The following is a 16,821-nucleotide window of genomic DNA, read 5'->3' on the forward strand; positions in this document are numbered from 1 at the left end:
CCCCCACGTGCGCGCATCGTCGGCGCAGCCTTGGACGCGCCTAAGGGACCGGCGTCGACTCAGCGAGCGGCACGGACCGGCACGTCGGTCGCGGTTGAGAGCGGCCACCGCCGGTCGAGCCGCGCCCCCAGCACCGAGTCGAGCAGGAACCGCCCGACCGGCCGCCGGACCGCCCAGTACGCCCCCACCAGCAGGAACACCAGCGGGGACCACACGTGCAGGACCAGGAGCAGGACGGTGACGATGCCGAACACGACCCCGACGGCGGTCGAGAACGACCAGAACCCGGCGACGAACCGGTCCCGTGCGTCCTGCTGCATCGTCGCCGCGGCAGCCGCAGCCTCCGCCGCCTCCGTCCGCTCGTCGAGCCCGCGGACGCCGGGCTCCAGCTCGGCGGGGTCCTCCTGCGCGAAGAGCTCCCGCACCGGCACCTCGAGCGCACGGGCGATCGCCGACAGGGTCTCGAGGCTCGCCTCCTTGCCGCCCTCGAGTCGTTGCACGGTCCGGACGGCCACGCCGCTCGTCTCGGCCAGGCGTTCCTGGGTCCAGCCACGCTCTCGTCGGAGGGTGGCGATCCGCATCTCGTTCATGGTGCCGAGCCTAGGAAGGACCGGGGTGACAGCACCACGACAGCACCACGACAAGGACACGACAGCGACACGACGACCTCCCGCCACCGGCCGGCCACCGCCCGTCACACCCCGTTCGGGTCGAACCGGTACCCCATCCCCGACTCGGTCACCAGGTACCGCGGGTGCGACGGCTCCGGCTCGAGCTTCCGCCGCAGCTGGGCCATGTACAGCCGCAGGTACCCGGAGTCGTTGCCGTGCGTCGGACCCCACACCTCGGTCAGGAGCATCTCGCGGGTCATCAGCCGCCCGGGGTTCGTCACGAGGACCTCGAGCAGCCGCCACTCGGTCGGGGTGAGGCGGATCGCGGGCCCGGACGGCGGGGTGACCTGCTTCGCGACGAGGTCCACCACGAGGTCCCCGATCGTCACCGTCGGGGTCACCCCCGCGGTCGCTGCCGCAGTCGCCTGCCGCCGACCGAGCGCCCGGAGCCGCGCGAGCAACTCGTCCATCTGGAAGGGCTTCGTCACGTAGTCGTCCGCCCCGGCGTCGAGCGCGTCGACCTTGTCCGACGAGTCGGTGCGGCCGGAGAGCACGAGCACGGGCACCTGGGACCAGGCACGGATGCCCTCGAGCACGCCGATGCCGTCGAGGCGGGGCATGCCGAGGTCCAGCATCACGATGTCCGGCCGCTCGGTGATCACCGCGTCGATCGCGGCCCGGCCGTCCCGCGCGGTGACGACGTCGTACCCGCGGGCGGCCAGCGTGACGGACAGGGCCCGGACGAGCTGCGCGTCGTCGTCGGCGATGAGGACCTTCGTGCTCACTTGACATCCACTCCCAGGTGTCCGGCGATCGGCAGCCGCACGACGACGGTGAGCCCGCCGCCGGGGGTGTCGTCGACCTCGATCGTGCCGCCCATGCCCTCGGTGAAGCCGCGTGCGAGCGCGAGCCCCAGCCCGAGTCCGGTCTCGTTGTCGGTGTCGCCGAGTCGTTGGAAGGGCTGGAACACCTCGCCGCGCCGGTCCTCGGGGATGCCGGGGCCGTGGTCGGCGACGCGCAGTTCGACCCCGCCGCCGAAGGCGCTCGCCGCGATGCGGACGCGCGTGCCCTCCGGTGCGTAACGGCTGGCGTTGGCGAGCAGGTTCACCACGACGCGCTGCAGCAGCCCGTGGTCGGCGAGGACGGGCGGCAGGTCGGCGGGCAGGTCGAGGTCGACGTCGTCCGGGCCGAGTTCGAGCTCGTCGAGCGCGGGGGCGACGACCGTCTCGAGCGCGGTGGGCAGCGGAGTGACGGCGAGCACCCCGGCCTGCACCCGGCTGACGTCGAGCAGGTCGGCCAGCAGCACCGCCAGCTGCCGGAGGCTCTCGTCGGCGGTGGTGAGCAGCGCCTCCCGGTCGGCCGGCGAGAGCTGGATGTCGGCGGCGTGCAGGGTCTGGACGGCGGCGGAGGCCGCGGCGATCGGCCGGCGCACGTCGTGCCCGACGGCCGCCAGGATGGCGCTCCGGACGCGGTCCGCCGCGGCGATCCGCTCCGCGTCGACCGCGGTCCGGGTGAGGCGCCGGTGGTCGACGGCGGCGTCGAGCTGCTGCTCGACGACGCGCAGCAGCCGCCGCTGGGTCGGGTCGTCCGGTGCGCCGGCGAACTCGAGGACGGCGCCGGACGGGAGGCTCGTGGTCGCGTCCGGCCCGTCGGCGAACGTCCCGGACGTGGCCGGGACCTCGTCGCCCTGCCGGATCCGCACGCCGGTGAAGCCGAACGCCTCGCGGGTGCGGTCGAGCAACGCCTGCAGCGCGTCGTCGCCGCGGAGCACGCTGCCGGCGATCCCGACCAGGAGCCCGGACTCGGCGGCTGCCCGGCGCGCGGCCCTGCTGCGACGGGCGGACCGGTCGACCACGAAGCTGACCAGCACGGCGCTGATGACGTACATCACGAGTGCCACGAGGTGCCACGGCTGCTGGACGGTGACCATGTAGAGGGGCTGCACGAAGAAGTAGTCGAGGCTCAGCCCGGACAGCACCGCGGTGAAGACCGCCGGCCACATCCCGCCGATCAGCGCGACGACGAGCACGAGCAGCTGGTACGACAGCACGTCCACAGTGATGGCGTCGGGGTCGTTGCCGAACGACAGCAGCCAGGTCAGCAGGGGTCCGAGCAGCAGCGAGACCGCGAACGCGGCGGCGATCCTCCCGCGCGACAGGCTGCCGCCGAGCTTCGGCAGGGCGAAGCCGCCGCCGGCCCGCTCGTGGGTGACGACGTGCACGTCGATGTCGCCCGACTCGCGGACGACCGTGTTGCCGATGCCGGGACCGGTGAGCGCGGCAGCGACGCGGCTGCGGCGGCTGACGCCGATGACGATCTGGGTCGCGTCGACCGACTTCGCGAACCGCACGAGGGTGCTCGGCACGTCGTCGCCGACCACCTGGTGGTAGGTGCCACCGAGCTGTTCGAGCAGGGTGCGCTGCTTGCCGAGCGCGCCGGGGTGCCGTTCGCGCAGCCCGTCGTTCGTCGTGACGTGCACGGCGGCGAGCTCCCCGCCGGCGCTGCGGGCGGCGATGCGGGCGCCGCGGCGCAGCAGGGTCTCACCCTCGGGGCCGCCGGTGAGGGCCACGAGCACACGCTCCCGGGTCTCCCACCGGCGGTCGATGCCGTGCTCGGCACGGTAGGCCTTCAGTGCGTCGTCGACCTCGTCGGCGAGCCAGAGCAGGGCGATCTCGCGCAGGGCGGTGAGGTTGCCGAGCCGGAAGTAGTTCGACAGCGCCGCGTCGATGCGGGCGGCCGGGTAGACCAGCCCGTCCGAGAGCCGTTCGCGCAGCGATGCCGGGGACAGGTCGACGACCTCGATCTGGTCGGCGGCGCGGACCACGGCGTCCGGGACGGTCTCGCGCTGCACCGTCCCGGTGATCTCGCGGACGACGTCCCCGAGGGACTGCATGTGCTGGATGTTGACCGTCGAGATGACGCTGATGCCCGCGGCGAGGAGCACCTCGACGTCCTGCCAGCGCTTCTCGTTCGGGCTGCCGGGGGCGTTCGTGTGGGCGAGCTCGTCCACGAGGGCGACGTCGGGTGCGCGGGCCACGACCGCGTCGAGGTCCATGTCGTCGAGCGCGACGCCGCGGTGCTCGACGACCCGGCGTGGGACGAGTTCGAGGCCGTCGACCAGCGCGGCCGTGGCGGCTCGCTCGTGGGTCTCGACGACGGCGACGACGACGTCCCGGCCCTCGGCACGGAGCCGGTGGCCCTCCTCGAGCATCGTGTAGGTCTTGCCGACACCAGGAGCGGCGCCGAGCAGCACCCGGAGTTTCCCGCGCTTCACGTGCTCATCCTCTCGCTTGTCGCTGCTGGTGTGGTGTGGTGGTGCTCGCGACCCGGTGGCGGTGCGCGTCGTCTCGTCGGATGTCGAACCACGTTCCCGACGTCGAACCAGGTGCAGCGCCTGGTTCGACGTCGGATCCGTGGTTCGACCCCAGCTGGCCCGGACCGGCCGGCGTCAGCGCGTCGCGGCGAGCGCCAGGTTCAGCTCGAGGACGTTCACGACCGGCTCGCCGAGGAACCCGGCCTGCCGCGACTCGGTGTGCTGCTGCACGAGCGCGCGGACGGTGGACTCCGAGAGCCCCCGGGCCTCGGCCACCCGGGACACCTGCTGCAGCGCGTACTCCGGGCTGATGTCCGGGTCGAGGCCGGAGCCCGATGCCGTCACCGCGTCGGCGGGCACCTCGGCGGCGCTGACCCCGTCGGCCTTCGCCACGGCCGCCCGGCGCTCCTCGATGCTCTTGAGCAGGTCGGGGTTGTTCGGCCCGAGGTTCGAGCCGGACGAGGCGTTCGCGTCGTAGCCGTCCTCGCCCGCGGCGCTCGGACGCGACTGGAACCAGCGGTCGGCGCCCTTCCCGGAGAACGACTGCCCGATGAGCGACGAGCCCACGACCTTGCCGGAGGAGTCGGTGACCATCGAGCCGTTCGCCTGGTCGTGGAAGGCCGCCTGGCCGACGCCCCACACCGCGAGCGGGTAGGCGATGCCGAGCACGACGGTGGACAGCAGGGTGAGGCGCACGGCCACACCGGTGGAACGGAAGAAGGAACGTGATGAGGAAGCCATGGTCTAGAACCCCGGGATGAGACCGACCACGAGGTCGATCGCCTTGATGCCGATGAAGGGGACGATGACGCCGCCGAGCCCGTAGACGAGCAGGTTGCGTCCGAGGACGGACGACGCCGAGGCGGCGCGGTACTTGACGCCGCGCAGCGACAGCGGGATGAGCGCCACGATGACGAGCGCGTTGAACACGACGGCCGACAGGATCGCCGACGACGGGCTGTGCAGCCCCATGACGTTCAGCGCCGCCAGGCCAGGGAACGCCGCCTGGAACATCGCGGGGATGATCGCGAAGTACTTCGCGACGTCGTTGGCGATCGAGAACGTGGTGAGTGCCCCGCGGGTGATGAGCAGCTGCTTGCCGATCCGGACGACGTCGATGAGCTTCGTCGGGTCGGAGTCGAGGTCGACCATGTTGCCGGCCTCCTTCGCAGCGGTGGTGCCGGTGTTCATCGCGACGCCGACGTCGGCCTGCGCCAGCGCGGGGGCGTCGTTCGTGCCGTCACCGGTCATCGCGACGAGGTTGCCGCCCTCCTGCTCCTTGCGGATGTAGGCGAGCTTGTCCTCCGGCGTGGCCTCGGCGAGGAAGTCGTCCACCCCGGCCTCGGCCGCGATCGCAGCGGCGGTGCGGGGGTTGTCGCCGGTGATCATCACCGTGCGGATGCCCATCGACCGCAGCTCGGCGAAGCGCTCCGCCATGCCGTCCTTGACGACGTCCTTCAGGTGCACGACGCCGAGCAGGGCGACGGAGCCCGAGGCCGAGCGACGCCCGACGACGAGCGGTGTCCCGCCCTGGTCGGAGATCTCGGCGACCGCGGTGTCGATCGCCGCGACGACGGCCGCGTCGGTCGATCCCGCCCACGCGAGCACGGCGGCCGCCGCACCCTTGCGGATCTGCGACCCGTCGGCCAGGTCGAGCCCGGACATGCGGGTCTGCGCCGTGAAGGGCACCTCGACCGCGCCCGACGGGTTGCCCGGCGCGATGCCGTCCTGCTCGGCGAGCGTGACGATGGAACGACCCTCGGGCGTGCTGTCCGCGGCGCTCGACAGTGCGGCGGCCTCCATGAGCTCCGCCTCGGTGACACCGGGGACGGGCACCACGCGCGAGGCCTGGCGGTTGCCGTACGTGATCGTGCCGGTCTTGTCGAGCAGCAGCGTCGTGATGTCACCGGCGGCCTCGACCGCGCGGCCGGACATCGCCAGGACGTTGTGCTGCACGAGCCGGTCCATGCCGGCGATGCCGATCGCGGAGAGCAGCGCGCCGATGGTGGTCGGGATGAGGCAGACGAGCAGGGCGATGAGCACCGGAACGCTGACCGTCGCACCGACCAGCCCGGCGATCGGCTGCATCGTCAGGCAGACGATCACGAAGACGATCGACAGCGACGCGAGCAGGATGTTCAGGGCGATCTCGTTCGGCGTCTTCTGTCGCGCGGCGCCCTCGACGAGCCGGATCATCCGGTCGATGAACGTCTCGCCGGGGGTCGAGGTGATGCGGACCACGATCCGGTCGGACAGCACCCGGGTGCCCCCGGTGACCGCGCTCCGGTCGCCACCGGACTCGCGGATGACCGGTGCCGACTCGCCGGTGACCGCCGACTCGTCGACGCTGGCGATGCCCTCGACGACGTCACCGTCGCCCGGGATCACCTCGCCCGCGACGACCACCACGACGTCCCCCTTGGCGAGGTCCACCGAGGCGACCTCCTCGGTGTCGTTCGACAGCGCGGCGGCGTCGGACGCGTCCCACCGGAGGACCCGGCGGGCGTTGGTCGTGGAGCGGGTCTTCCGCAGGGTGTCGGCCTGCGCCTTGCCCCGGCCCTCGGCGACGGCCTCGGCCAGGTTGGCGAAGACGACGGTCAGCCAGAGCCACACCGCGATCGCGGCGGTGAACACCGACGGCTCGACGAACGCGGTCACGGTGGTGAGCGCGGCGCCGACCTCGACGATGAACATGACGGGGTTGCGCCACATCAGGCGCGGGTCGAGCTTGCGGAGGGCGCCGGGCAGGCCGGCCGCCAGCTGTCGGGGTCCGAAGGCGGACGATCGGGTGACCGGCCGGGAGGCACTGGACGCCTCCGCCTCGGCGGTCGCGGTGGTCGTGGTGTCGTGTGTCATCGATGCGGCTTTCATCGTGCGAGCGCTTCGGCGAGGGGGCCCAGGGCGAGGACCGGGAAGTAGGTGAGGGCGGTGACGATCACGGCGACCGCACCGAGCAGGCCGACGAACAGCGGCCGGTGGGTGGGGAGCGTCCCCACGGTCGCGGGCACCTTGTCCTGCGCGGCGAGCGACCCGGCGAGCGCCAGGACGAGGGCGATCGGCACGAAGCGGCCGAGCAGCATCACGACGCCGAGCGCGGAGTTCATCCACGTGGTGTTCGCGGTGAGCCCACCGAAGGCGGAGCCGTTGTTGTTCGCGCCCGAGGTGAAGGCGTAGAGCAGCTCGGAGAGCCCGTGGTTGCCGGGGTTGAAGATGCTCGTGCCGAGGACCTGCTCGCGGACGCCCGGGATCACCAGGGAGAGTCCGGTGCCGAGCAGCACCAGGGTCGGCGTGACGAGGATGTACAGCGCGGCGAAGGTCATCTCGCGGGCACGGATCTTCTTGCCGAGGTACTCCGGGGTCCGTCCGACGAGCAGACCGCCGATGAACACCGTGATCACGGCGAGCACGAGCATGCCGTACAGGCCGGAGCCGACACCGCCGGGGCTGATCTCGCCGAGCATCATGTTGAGGAGCGCCATCATGCCGCCGATCGGCGTGAAGCTGTCGAACATGCCGTTCACCGCACCGGTGGACGTGGCGGTCGAGGTCGTGCCGAAGAGGGTCGTGCCGAGGATGCCGAAGCGCACCTCCTTGCCCTCCATGGCCGCACCGGCAGCCTGCGTGGCGCTGCCGCCGCCGGCGAGCTCGGCGATCGACATCACCGAGAGCGACACGAGGAAGATCGCCCCCATCACGGCGAGGATCGCGTACCCCTGACGGTCGTCGCCCACCAGCCGCCCGAAGGTGCGGGGCAGCGAGAAGGGGATGACGAGCATGAGGAAGACCTCGACGAGGTTCGTCCACGCCTGCGGGTTCTCGAACGGGTGCGCCGAGTTCGCGTTGAAGTAGCCGCCACCGTTCGTGCCGAGCTCCTTGATGGCCTCCTGCGACGCGACGAAGCCGTCCGGGATGTGCTGGGTGCCACCGGCGAGGGTGGTGACGTCGATGCCGCTGCCCCACGACTGCACGACGCCCCCGGCGACCAGGACGATCGCGAAGACGAAGGCGCCCGGGAGCAGGAGCCGGCCGGTGCCGCGGACGACGTCGACCCAGACGTTGCCGAGCGTGCCGCTCTTCCGTCGTGCGAACCCGCGGACGAGGGCGACCGCGACCGCGAGGCCGACCGCGGCGGACAGGAAGTTCTGCACCGCGAGGCCCGCCATCTGGACGGAGTACCCGACGGTCGCCTCGGGCGAGTACGACTGCCAGTTCGTGTTCGCGACGAAGGACGCCGCGGTGTTGAACGCGAGCGCCGGCCCGACGTTCGGCAGCCCGAGGTCTCCCGGCAGCACGACCTGGATCCGCTGCAGCAGGTAGACGAGCAGCACGCCGACGGCACTGAAGAGCAGCACACCCCGCAGGTACGCGGGCCAGGACTGCTCGGCGTCCGGGTCGACCCCGATCACGCGGTAGACGCCGCGCTCGATCCGGGCGTGCTTCGTCGGCGTGTAGACGTGCGCCATCCAGTCACCGACCGGGCGGTACGCGACCACCAGGAGCAGGACGAGCGTGGCGACCTGGGCGATGCCGGCCCAGGTGTCGGCAGGGGAGCCCGCCATCAGAAGCGCTCCGGGTGGACGAGGGCCCACACGAGGTAGACGACCGATGCGATGCCGAGGACGGCGGCGGCGATGGTGACGACGATCACAGCCGCTCCACCCCCTTGGCGATGAGTGCCACCACGCCGAACACGGCGAGGACACCGGCGACGACGAAGACGTCGAACACGAGGGACTCCGATGAGGTTGCTTGCGGGTCGACGCCGGGCGGCGCGGACCGCACCACGGGTGGTGCGGTACCGATGCTGGATCCGGTGTCGCGCCTCCAGGTCGGTCCTAACGGGTTCCTGACGGCGTCCTGACGGACGCATGCACCGCCCTAACGCACCGCCCTAACGCACCGCCGCGCGCTCGAGCCGCTCCGCCGATCGGCGCACGGCAGCCCGGAGTTCCTCCGGCCCCTCGACCACGAGCGGCACCGTCAGCGCGGCGACCGCTCCGGCGAGCCCGTCCCACGACCACGAGCCGAGTGTCAGCCGTCGACGGCCGTCCTCGAGCGGCTCGAGGACGGCATCCTCGGGCAGGAAGGGTGCGACCCGCGCGGCATCGGGAGCGCTGAGCAGGACGGAACCGCGGCACGGCCACGCGTCCTCGTGGTCGGACCCCTTGAAGCGTGCCGACACGAACGCCGCAGCGTCCCCACCGGGAACGGGCCGTGGCGCGAAGGGGAGCCGCGTCCGCATCCGCGGGGCGATGCGGTCGACGCGGTAGGTGCGCCAGTCGTCGTGCTCGGGGTCCCACGCCAGCAGGTACCACCGGCCGTACCGGGCGACCACCGCGTGCGGCTCGACCCGGCGCGGGGCGTCCCGCCCGCCGTACCCGAACCGCAGGACCTCGTGCCGGTGCACGGCCTCGCTGACGGCGACCAGCACGTCCGGGTCGACCCGCGGGCCCGACGACCCGACGACGGCGTCCACCAGGTCGACACGCTGCCGGAGGCGGTCCGGCATCACCTGCCGGACCGTCGCGAGCGCGCGGACGGCGGACTCGGCGATGTCCGCGCCGGAGGCCGGGGCGACCGCGAGGGCCAGGGCGATGGCCACCGCCTGGTCGTCGTCGAACAGCAGCGGCGGGAGGTCCGATCCGGCGGCCAGGCGGTAGCCGCCGGCCGGCCCGCGGACGGAGTCGATGCGGTAGCCGAGGTCGCGGAGCCGGTCGACGTCACGGCGGAGCGTCCTGGGGCTCACGGTCAGGCGGCCGGCGAGTTCGTCGCCCGTCCACTCCCGGTGCACCTGCAGCAGCGAGAGCAGGGCGAGCATGCGCGAGGACGGTCCGGCCATGTCGTCCATCCTCGTGGGAGAAGCGGTCACGATCTGACCGGAACACGGTCGACACTCGACCCATGAGCATCGAGACCACGACCCACATCAACTTCGACGGACAGGCACGGGAGGCCCTCGACTTCTGGGCATCCGCTTTCGGCGGCACCGTCACCGCCGCCACCTACGGCCAGATGGGCGCGTCCCAGGACCCCGCCTGGGCGGACCGCATCGTGTTCGGCCAGGTGACGACCGACGCCGGCTTCCGGATCATGGCGTTCGACGTCTGGCCCGACCAGCCGTACGACCAGGGCGCCAACGCCTTCTACGTGTTCGTGCACGGCGACGACGCCGACGAGGTCACCCGCTACTGGGAGGCCCTGTCCGACGGTGCCGAGGTGCGCCAGCCGCTCGCCCCGTCGCCGTGGGCCCCGCTCGCCGGTCAGCTCCGCGACCGGTTCGGCGTGGTGTGGCAGCTCGACGTGGCCGCACCGCAGGACTGAGCCGTCAGCGCGTGGGCGGTCCGACGACCGTCCACGTGCTGACCGTCACGGCCGCCGTCACGGTCGTCGGGGCGAACACCCGGTCCGGGTCGACGTGGTGGTGGCTCGGACCCATGTGCACCACGTCGTGCACGTCCTCGGCGGACAGGTCCATCGTCCAGGTCAGGTCCTCGGAGGACCGCTGCACGAAGGTCGGCTCGAGCGAGTCCCGCAGCCGCCGCTCCTTCTCGGGGTCGACGGCGATGGTCGCCTGGGCGAGTTCGGCCAGGTGCCCGGTCCGCGGGGTCACCACCGCGAGCACGCCCGCCGGGTGCAGCACCCGCGCGTACTCGCGCTGGTTCCGCGGTGCGAAGACGTCCAGCACCACGGCCGCCGCGTCGTCGACGACCGGGAGGCGCTCGGTCACGTCGCCGACGACGGCTCCCGCCCGCGGGTGGACGCGTGCCGCCCGTCGGATCGCGACCGCGGACAGGTCCAGCGCGACCCCGAGGCGGCCGGTGACGGATCCTGCCGGGGCCGGGTCGGGCCTCCCGTCCGGTCCGTCCGTGACGGTCACGTCCGGTCCACCCGCGTCCAGCACGCGCGCGAGGTAGGTGCCGGGGCCGGAGCCGACGTCGAGCACGACGCCCGGCGCCTTCGTGGCGGCGACCACCGCGGCGAGCGCCCGCTCAACCGGCGCGTAGTGCCCGCGACCGAGGAAGCGGATGCGGGCGTCGACCATCTCCGGGGTGTCCGCGGTGAGTGCCCGGCGCTTCGCGGGCAGCAGCGTGAGGTGGCCCTGCTTCGCCTCGTCGAACCGGTGCCCCGTCGCGCAGCCGACCTGTCCGCCGTCGACACGGGCGAGGGGCTCGGCGCAGACGGGGCAGGCGAGCACGGGGAGCAGGTCGTCGCGCACCGACCCAGCGTACGGGCGTCGGTAGCCTGACCGGATGGCACTGGAGCAGCTCTTCGGCCTCGACGGACGCCGTGCACTGGTCACCGGGGGCAGCTCCGGCATCGGTCGGGCGATCGCGCTCGCCCTCGCGGACGCCGGCGCCCAGGTGCTGGTCGCGGCGCGCACGCGGGCCACGATCGACGAGACCGTCGCGACGATCGCCGACGGCGGCGGGTCGGCCGCGGGCGTCGTCGCCGACCTGTCGATGCGGGCGGGAGCGCACGCGCTCGCGGACGCCGTCGGCGAGGTGGACGTCCTCGTCAACTCCGCGGGCGTCAACCTGCGGCCGCCGATGCCCGACCTGGACGAGGCGACGTGGGACGCGACGATGGCCGTCAACCTCGACGCACCCTTCGTGCTCGGCCAGCGACTCGCGCCCGGGATGGCCGCGCGCGGGTACGGCCGCATCATCGGGATCAGCTCGCAGCAGGCGCACCGCCCCTTCGCCGCGAGCGGCGCGTACGGGGTGTCGAAGGCCGGTCTGGAGGCACTGGCCCGCTCCCAGGCGGAGGCCTGGTCCGGCAGCGGGGTCACCTCGAACGTCCTCGTCCCCGGTTTCGTGCAGACCGCGCTCAACCGGCGACTGTCCGCCGACCCCGAACGGGTCGCCGCGCTCGCCGCGCGGACGCTCGTCGGCCGGAACGGCGAGCCGTCGGACTTCGCGGCCGCGGCGGTGTTCCTGGCCGGGCCGGGCTCCGCGTACGTCACGGGCCAGTCGATCGCGGTCGACGGCGGCTTCTCGGTGCACTGACCACCGGCGCAGCGTGCGGGCGTCGACGCGGTGGGCCGACGGCGGGAGTCGAGGTCTGCTCGGTAGCGTCGGTGCATGGCCGTCATCCACCGCGCAGAACTCCGACCGTCCAAGGCCGAGGCCCTCGCCGCCTGGTTGCCCGCGCAGCCGTGGAGCGGACTCACGGCCGGCGAGCCCGTCGAGGTCGTCACCCGCTTCCGCTTCGACGACCCCGAGGGCGAGGTCGGCGTCGAGGAGATCATCGTGCGGACGCCCGAGGGCCGGCTCCTGCACACACCGCTGACCTACCGCGGCGCTCCGCTCGACGACACCCGGGCCGCCCTGGTGTGCGAGATGGACCACTCGGTGCTCGGCCGCCGCTGGGTCTACGACGCCGTGGCCGACCCGGTCTACGCGGACGTCCTGCGCCGCGCGATCGCCACCGGCGGGCACGAGGCGGAGCTCGAGCGGGCCGACGGCTCCGGACGGTTCGACAAGGAGGGCACGGCGACGGGCAGCGGCTCGGCGCCCGACTCCCCCACGGTGACGACGGTCACGGCCACCACGGACGGGACCGAGACGACGGTGGACACCGACCACGGCGACCTCGTCGTGCTGCGGGTGGTCGGGCTGCCCGTGCCGGACGGTGAGACCCTGACCGCGACGTGGGGCGGCCGCTCGGCCGTCGTCGCCGTGCTGCCCGCCTGACGGACACCCCGACCACCCCTTCCGTGACACGCCCCGTCCGCGGCGTGCCCTGTTCGGGGGACTCGGAGCTTCCCGGCGTCTGATTGCAATGTGCAACTTCGAGGCGGGACGGACTGGGCGGGGCTGCTCCCTGCCTCGGTGGTCGTCGCCGCCGTCGACCACGACCTGAGCGGCACACTCACCGACGAGGAACGCGCGGCCGTCGCCCACGCCGTCCCGGCACGCCGCGCCGAGTTCCGGACCGGCCGCGTGCTCGCCCGCCGCGCCCTGACGGCGATCGGCACCCCCGTGACCTCGCTGCCCACGAGCCGGAACGGCGCCCCCCGGTGGCCCGACGGCGTCGTCGGCACGATCACCCACTGCCACGGTGTGCGTGCCTGCGCGGTGGCCCGGCGCGACGAGCACGCCGGCATCGGCATCGACGCCACCCCGGCTCGACCCCTGCCGTCGGGGGTGCTCCGGCGCATCGCGGACGTCTCGGACGTACGGGTCGCACAGGGTCTCGCCGCGCTCCGGCGATCCGGGGTTGAGAGTCCGGACAGCGTCCTGCTCGCCGCGGCCGAGGCCGTCGCGAAGGCCCGCTCGTCGGCGCACGACGGCTGGTTCGGCATCGACGGCGCCCACGTCGAACTGCGCCAGGACGGGAGCTTCACGGCCCGGGCACGTCGCGGGAGGGCCTTCACGGCGACCGGGCGGTGGGCAGTGGACCGGGGGACGGCGCGGGCGGGCATCGTGCTCGCCGCGCGCTGAGACGCGGCGCGCGGGGGCGCGTCGGACGAACGAGGAAGGAACCACCATGGTGCAGCAGGACGAGGACACCTCCGTCGAGGCGGTGTTCGACCGGTACGCCGACCGACCGGCGCTCCGACAGCGGGACGGCGAGGCCGTCACCGACACGAGCTTCCGGGAACTCCGGGACCGTGCGCGGGCACTCGCGGCGGTGCTCGGCGAGACCGTGTCGCCGGGCGACCGGATCGCGGTGCTCGGTCCGCCGAGCGCCGACGTCGTGGCGCTCGAGCTCGCGTGCTCGGTGCTCGGCGCGGTGAGCGTGCCGCTGCAGTCCAGCGCGCCCGTCGAGCAGCTCCGCGCGATCGTCGACGAGACGACACCGGTGTGGCTGGGCGCCACCGCCGACCAGGCCGCGACCGCGCAGGCCGTCACCGAGGCCGCCGCCGAGGTGCGCACCGTGCTGCTCGACACGAACGGAACGAACGACACGGCCGACACGGAGGACACGGCAGCGCTGCCGACGATCGCCGACCTCGAGGCGCGGGGCCGCGGTCTGCCGCAGCCGACCCCGTGGCGGCCGGCCCCCGACGAGGACCCGCTCGCGCTGCTGCTCTACACGTCGGGCAGCACCGGCACCCCGAAGGGCGCGATGTACACCCGGTCGATGGTCGAGCGGCTCTGGCACGCGCTCCCCCCGGACCACCCGGACGCCGTGACCGTCGGTTACGCCTACCTGCCGCTCAGCCACCTGACCGGGCGCGCGGCACTGCTCGCGACGCTCGGCCGCGGCGGCACCGTGGCCCTCGCGACCTCGACCGACCTGTCGGCCCTGTTCGAGGACCTGCGGGTCTACGCACCGACCGAGCTCGTCCTCGTCCCGCGGATCGCCGAGATGGTCCGACAGGAGGGTGCACGCGAGGAGCAGCGGCGCCTCGCGGCGGGAGCCGCCGGTGCCGACGCTGCCGACGCCGCCGAGACCGTCCGTGCCCAGGTGCAGGACGACCTCCGGACGCGCGCGTTCGGCGGTCGCGTCGCACAGGCCGTCTGCGCCAGCGCCCCGCTCACGCACGAGCTCCGCGCGTACCTCGAACAGTGCCTCGGCATCCCGCTGCACGACCTGTACGGCTCGACCGAGGCGGGCAGCATCCTGCGCGACGGCGTGGTGCAGCAGCCGCCGGTCACCGAGCACAAGCTCGTCGACGTCCCCGAGCTCGGCTACCGCACGACCGACCGACCGCTCCCCCGCGGCGAGCTGCTCGTGAAGAGCACCGCGGTGATCCCCGGGTACTTCCGCCGCCCGGACGTCACCGCCGCGGTGTTCGACGAGGACGGGTTCTACCGGACCGGCGACGTGATGGCGCAGACCGGTCCGGACACGTACGAGTACCTCGACCGCCGGAACAACGTCATCAAGCTCTCGCAGGGCGAGTTCGTCGCGGTCTCGGCCCTCGAGGCGACCTACGGCGGGACACCGGAGGTCCGGCAGATCGCGCTGCACGGGGACAGCCGGCACGCCTTCCTCGTCGCCGTCGTCGTGCCCACCGACCCGGGGGCGACCGAGGGCGACCTGCTCGCCGCCCTGCAGCGCACCGCCCGGGCGCAGGGGCTCGCACCATACGAGGTACCCCGCGCGCTCGTCGTCGAGCCCGACCCCTTCACGGTCGACAACGGCATGCTGTCCGACGCCCGGAAGCTCCTCCGTCCCCGGGTCACCGCCCGCTTCGGGGACCGGTTCGCCGCGCTGTACGACGCGGTCGCCGAGCAGCAGAGCGGCACCCTCGTCGCGACCCTGCGCGAGCACGTCGGTGACGAACCGACCGTCGACACCGTCGTCCGTGCCGCCCGGGACCTGCTCGGCGCCGAGGTCAGCACGGAGTCCGCGTCGGCCGCCCGGTTCTCGGACCTCGGCGGTGACTCGTTGTCGGCGCTGACGTTCTCCGGGGTCCTCGAGGACGTCTTCGAGACCGAGGTGCCCGTCGGCGTGATCACCGACCCGACGAACGACCTCGCCGCCGTGGCCGCGTACGTCGACCGCTCGGCCACCGACGACCGCCCGACGGTCACCCGCGTGCACGGCGCCGACCCGACGGTGCTGCGGGCGACCGACCTGCGGGTGGACCGCCTGCTCGGCGAGGTCCCCGCCCCGGTCGCACGCGCGCCCCGCGACCCGTCCGCGCCGCCCCGTACCGTCCTGCTCACCGGCGCGAACGGCTACCTCGGCCGCTTCACCGCGATGGACTGGCTCGAGCGGCTCGCACCCGTCGGCGGCACGCTGGTCTGCGTCGTACGCGGGTCGGACGACGCCGCTGCCCGTCGTCGGCTCGACGCCGCGTTCGCTGCCGACCCGGCGTTCGCCGACCGGTTCGCCGAGCTCTCGGGGTCGCTCGAGGTCCTCGCCGGCGACGTCAGCGAGCACCTGCTCGGCCTCGAGGAAGCACGGTGGCGCGAGCTCGCCGCCCGGGTGGACCTGGTCGCGCACGCCGCCGCCCTGGTGAACCACGTCCTGCCGTACCCCGCGCTGTTCGGCCCGAACGTCGTCGGCACCGCCGAGGTCGTCCGCCTCGCGATCGCCGCCGGCAGCGTCCCCGTCACCTTCGTGTCGAGCGTCGCGGTCGCCGGCGGCGCCCGGCCGAGCGCGACCGAGGACGTCGCTCCCGACGCCCCGGCCGCACTCGACGAGCGGGCGGACATCCGGACGACGATCCCCGAGTGGACGGTCGCCGACGAGTACGCGAACGGGTACGGCGCGAGCAAGTGGGCCAGCGAGGTGCTGCTCCGCGAGGCGCACGACGAGCACGGGGTCCCGGTCGCGGTGTTCCGCTCCGACATGGTCCTGGCGCACCCGCGCTGGCGCGGTCAGGTGAACCTGCCCGACGTGTTCACCCGCCTGGTCTGGAGCGTGCTCGCGACCGGGCTCGCGCCCGCGTCCTTCGTGCAGCGGACCCCGGACGGCCGGGTGCAGCGCTCGCACTACGACGGCCTGCCCGCCGACTTCACGGCGGCGGCGATCGACGCGATCAGCGCGTCTGTGATCGACGGTCACCGGACCTTCAACGTCGTCAACCCGCACGACGACGGTGTCTCGCTCGACACCTTCGTCGACTGGCTGGTCGAGGACGGGCACGCGATCGAGCGCGTCGAGGACCACGCCGAGTGGGTCGACCGGTTCCGGTCGGCGCTCGGGGCGATGCCGGACGAGGACCGCGCCCGCTCGGTGCTCCCGCTGCTGCACGCGTTCGCGGTGCCGGAGTCCCCGCACGCCGGGTCCGCGATCCCGGCCGACGCGTTCGCGGCGGCCGTGCGGGCGGTGTGCCCGCTCGGGGCACCGGACATCCCGTCGCTCGACCACGCGCTCATCACGAAGGTGGCGGACGACCTGGCGTTCCTCGGTCTGCTCCGGCCGGCCGCGACGACCGCGCGCTGACCACGGGACGGGAGGCGCGGCGCCAGCCGGCACCGCGCCTCCCGTCCGTCA

The 16,821-nt window shown here is 73.4% G+C and carries 15 protein-coding genes; 5 read left to right on the forward strand and 10 right to left on the reverse strand.

The genetic code is table 11. The features are described 5' to 3' along the window. Positions 1-59: 59 nt before the first annotated feature. The 9 genes from LCG91_RS15490 to LCG91_RS15530 all read right to left on the reverse strand — a co-directional run bounded on the left by LCG91_RS15490 (position 60) and on the right by LCG91_RS15530 (position 9,763). Complete coding sequence (locus LCG91_RS15490; protein WP_224441934.1) at positions 60-590, reverse strand: helix-turn-helix domain-containing protein; 531 nt, start codon at positions 588-590, stop codon at positions 60-62. 104 nt (positions 591-694) lie between these two features. Then, a complete protein-coding gene (locus LCG91_RS15495) occupies positions 695-1,396 on the reverse strand; it encodes a response regulator (RefSeq protein WP_224441935.1) in 702 nt (233 codons plus the stop codon). Beyond that, on the reverse strand, positions 1,393-3,885 hold the full coding sequence (locus LCG91_RS15500; RefSeq protein WP_058749422.1) for an ATP-binding protein: 2,493 nt from the start codon (positions 3,883-3,885) through the stop codon (positions 1,393-1,395). Before LCG91_RS15500 ends, LCG91_RS15495 begins: the two co-directional genes overlap by 4 nt. A 174-nt stretch (positions 3,886-4,059) precedes the next feature. Next, positions 4,060-4,665, reverse strand: coding sequence for a potassium-transporting ATPase subunit KdpC (gene kdpC / locus LCG91_RS15505; protein ID WP_058729512.1), 606 nt, complete (start codon positions 4,663-4,665; stop codon positions 4,060-4,062). A gap of 3 nt (positions 4,666-4,668) precedes the next feature. Continuing rightward, a complete protein-coding gene (kdpB, locus tag LCG91_RS15510; RefSeq protein ID WP_224441936.1) occupies positions 4,669-6,780 on the reverse strand; it encodes a potassium-transporting ATPase subunit KdpB in 2,112 nt (703 codons plus the stop codon). Between the two features lie 11 nt (positions 6,781-6,791). Continuing rightward, positions 6,792-8,483 (reverse strand): potassium-transporting ATPase subunit KdpA, encoded by a 1,692-nt coding sequence (gene kdpA / locus LCG91_RS15515; RefSeq protein ID WP_058749425.1) that lies wholly within the window; start codon positions 8,481-8,483, stop codon positions 6,792-6,794. Then, positions 8,483-8,572, reverse strand: coding sequence for a potassium-transporting ATPase subunit F (locus LCG91_RS15520; protein WP_058729515.1), 90 nt, complete (start codon positions 8,570-8,572; stop codon positions 8,483-8,485). The genes kdpA and LCG91_RS15520 overlap by 1 nt, the downstream gene beginning before the upstream one ends. Then, on the reverse strand, positions 8,569-8,709 hold the full coding sequence (locus LCG91_RS15525; RefSeq protein WP_224441937.1) for a hypothetical protein: 141 nt from the start codon (positions 8,707-8,709) through the stop codon (positions 8,569-8,571). The genes LCG91_RS15520 and LCG91_RS15525 overlap by 4 nt, the downstream gene beginning before the upstream one ends. Before the next feature lie 106 nt (positions 8,710-8,815). Next, a complete protein-coding gene (locus tag LCG91_RS15530) occupies positions 8,816-9,763 on the reverse strand; it encodes a helix-turn-helix transcriptional regulator (RefSeq protein WP_224441938.1) in 948 nt (315 codons plus the stop codon). A gap of 62 nt (positions 9,764-9,825) precedes the next feature. Here LCG91_RS15530 and LCG91_RS15535 point away from each other — a divergent pair, with 62 nt between their 5' ends. After that, on the forward strand, positions 9,826-10,245 hold the full coding sequence (locus LCG91_RS15535; protein WP_058729516.1) for a VOC family protein: 420 nt from the start codon (positions 9,826-9,828) through the stop codon (positions 10,243-10,245). A gap of 4 nt (positions 10,246-10,249) precedes the next feature. Here the strand turns inward: LCG91_RS15535 and LCG91_RS15540 are convergent, their stop codons facing one another. Continuing rightward, positions 10,250-11,140, reverse strand: coding sequence for a putative RNA methyltransferase (locus LCG91_RS15540; RefSeq protein ID WP_224441939.1), 891 nt, complete (start codon positions 11,138-11,140; stop codon positions 10,250-10,252). A 34-nt stretch (positions 11,141-11,174) separates the two neighbouring features. Here LCG91_RS15540 and LCG91_RS15545 point away from each other — a divergent pair, with 34 nt between their 5' ends. The 4 genes from LCG91_RS15545 (at position 11,175) to car (ending at position 16,770) form a co-directional block, all read left to right on the forward strand. Beyond that, the gene (locus LCG91_RS15545) at positions 11,175-11,930 is read left to right on the forward strand and encodes an SDR family NAD(P)-dependent oxidoreductase (protein ID WP_224441940.1); all 756 of its coding nucleotides are present in this window, start codon (positions 11,175-11,177) and stop codon (positions 11,928-11,930) included. A 75-nt stretch (positions 11,931-12,005) separates the two neighbouring features. Then, on the forward strand, positions 12,006-12,617 hold the full coding sequence (locus LCG91_RS15550) for a CG0192-related protein (RefSeq protein ID WP_058749429.1): 612 nt from the start codon (positions 12,006-12,008) through the stop codon (positions 12,615-12,617). A gap of 90 nt (positions 12,618-12,707) precedes the next feature. Next, a complete protein-coding gene (locus tag LCG91_RS15555) occupies positions 12,708-13,367 on the forward strand; it encodes a 4'-phosphopantetheinyl transferase (protein WP_224441941.1) in 660 nt (219 codons plus the stop codon). Positions 13,368-13,413: 46 nt separating this feature from the next. Next, the gene (gene car / locus LCG91_RS15560) at positions 13,414-16,770 is read left to right on the forward strand and encodes a carboxylic acid reductase (RefSeq protein ID WP_224441942.1); all 3,357 of its coding nucleotides are present in this window, start codon (positions 13,414-13,416) and stop codon (positions 16,768-16,770) included. Positions 16,771-16,821 lie beyond the last annotated feature (51 nt).

The organism is Curtobacterium sp. TXMA1, assembly GCF_020162095.1.
In the GTDB taxonomy this organism is placed as follows: Bacteria; Actinomycetota; Actinomycetes; order Actinomycetales; family Microbacteriaceae; genus Curtobacterium.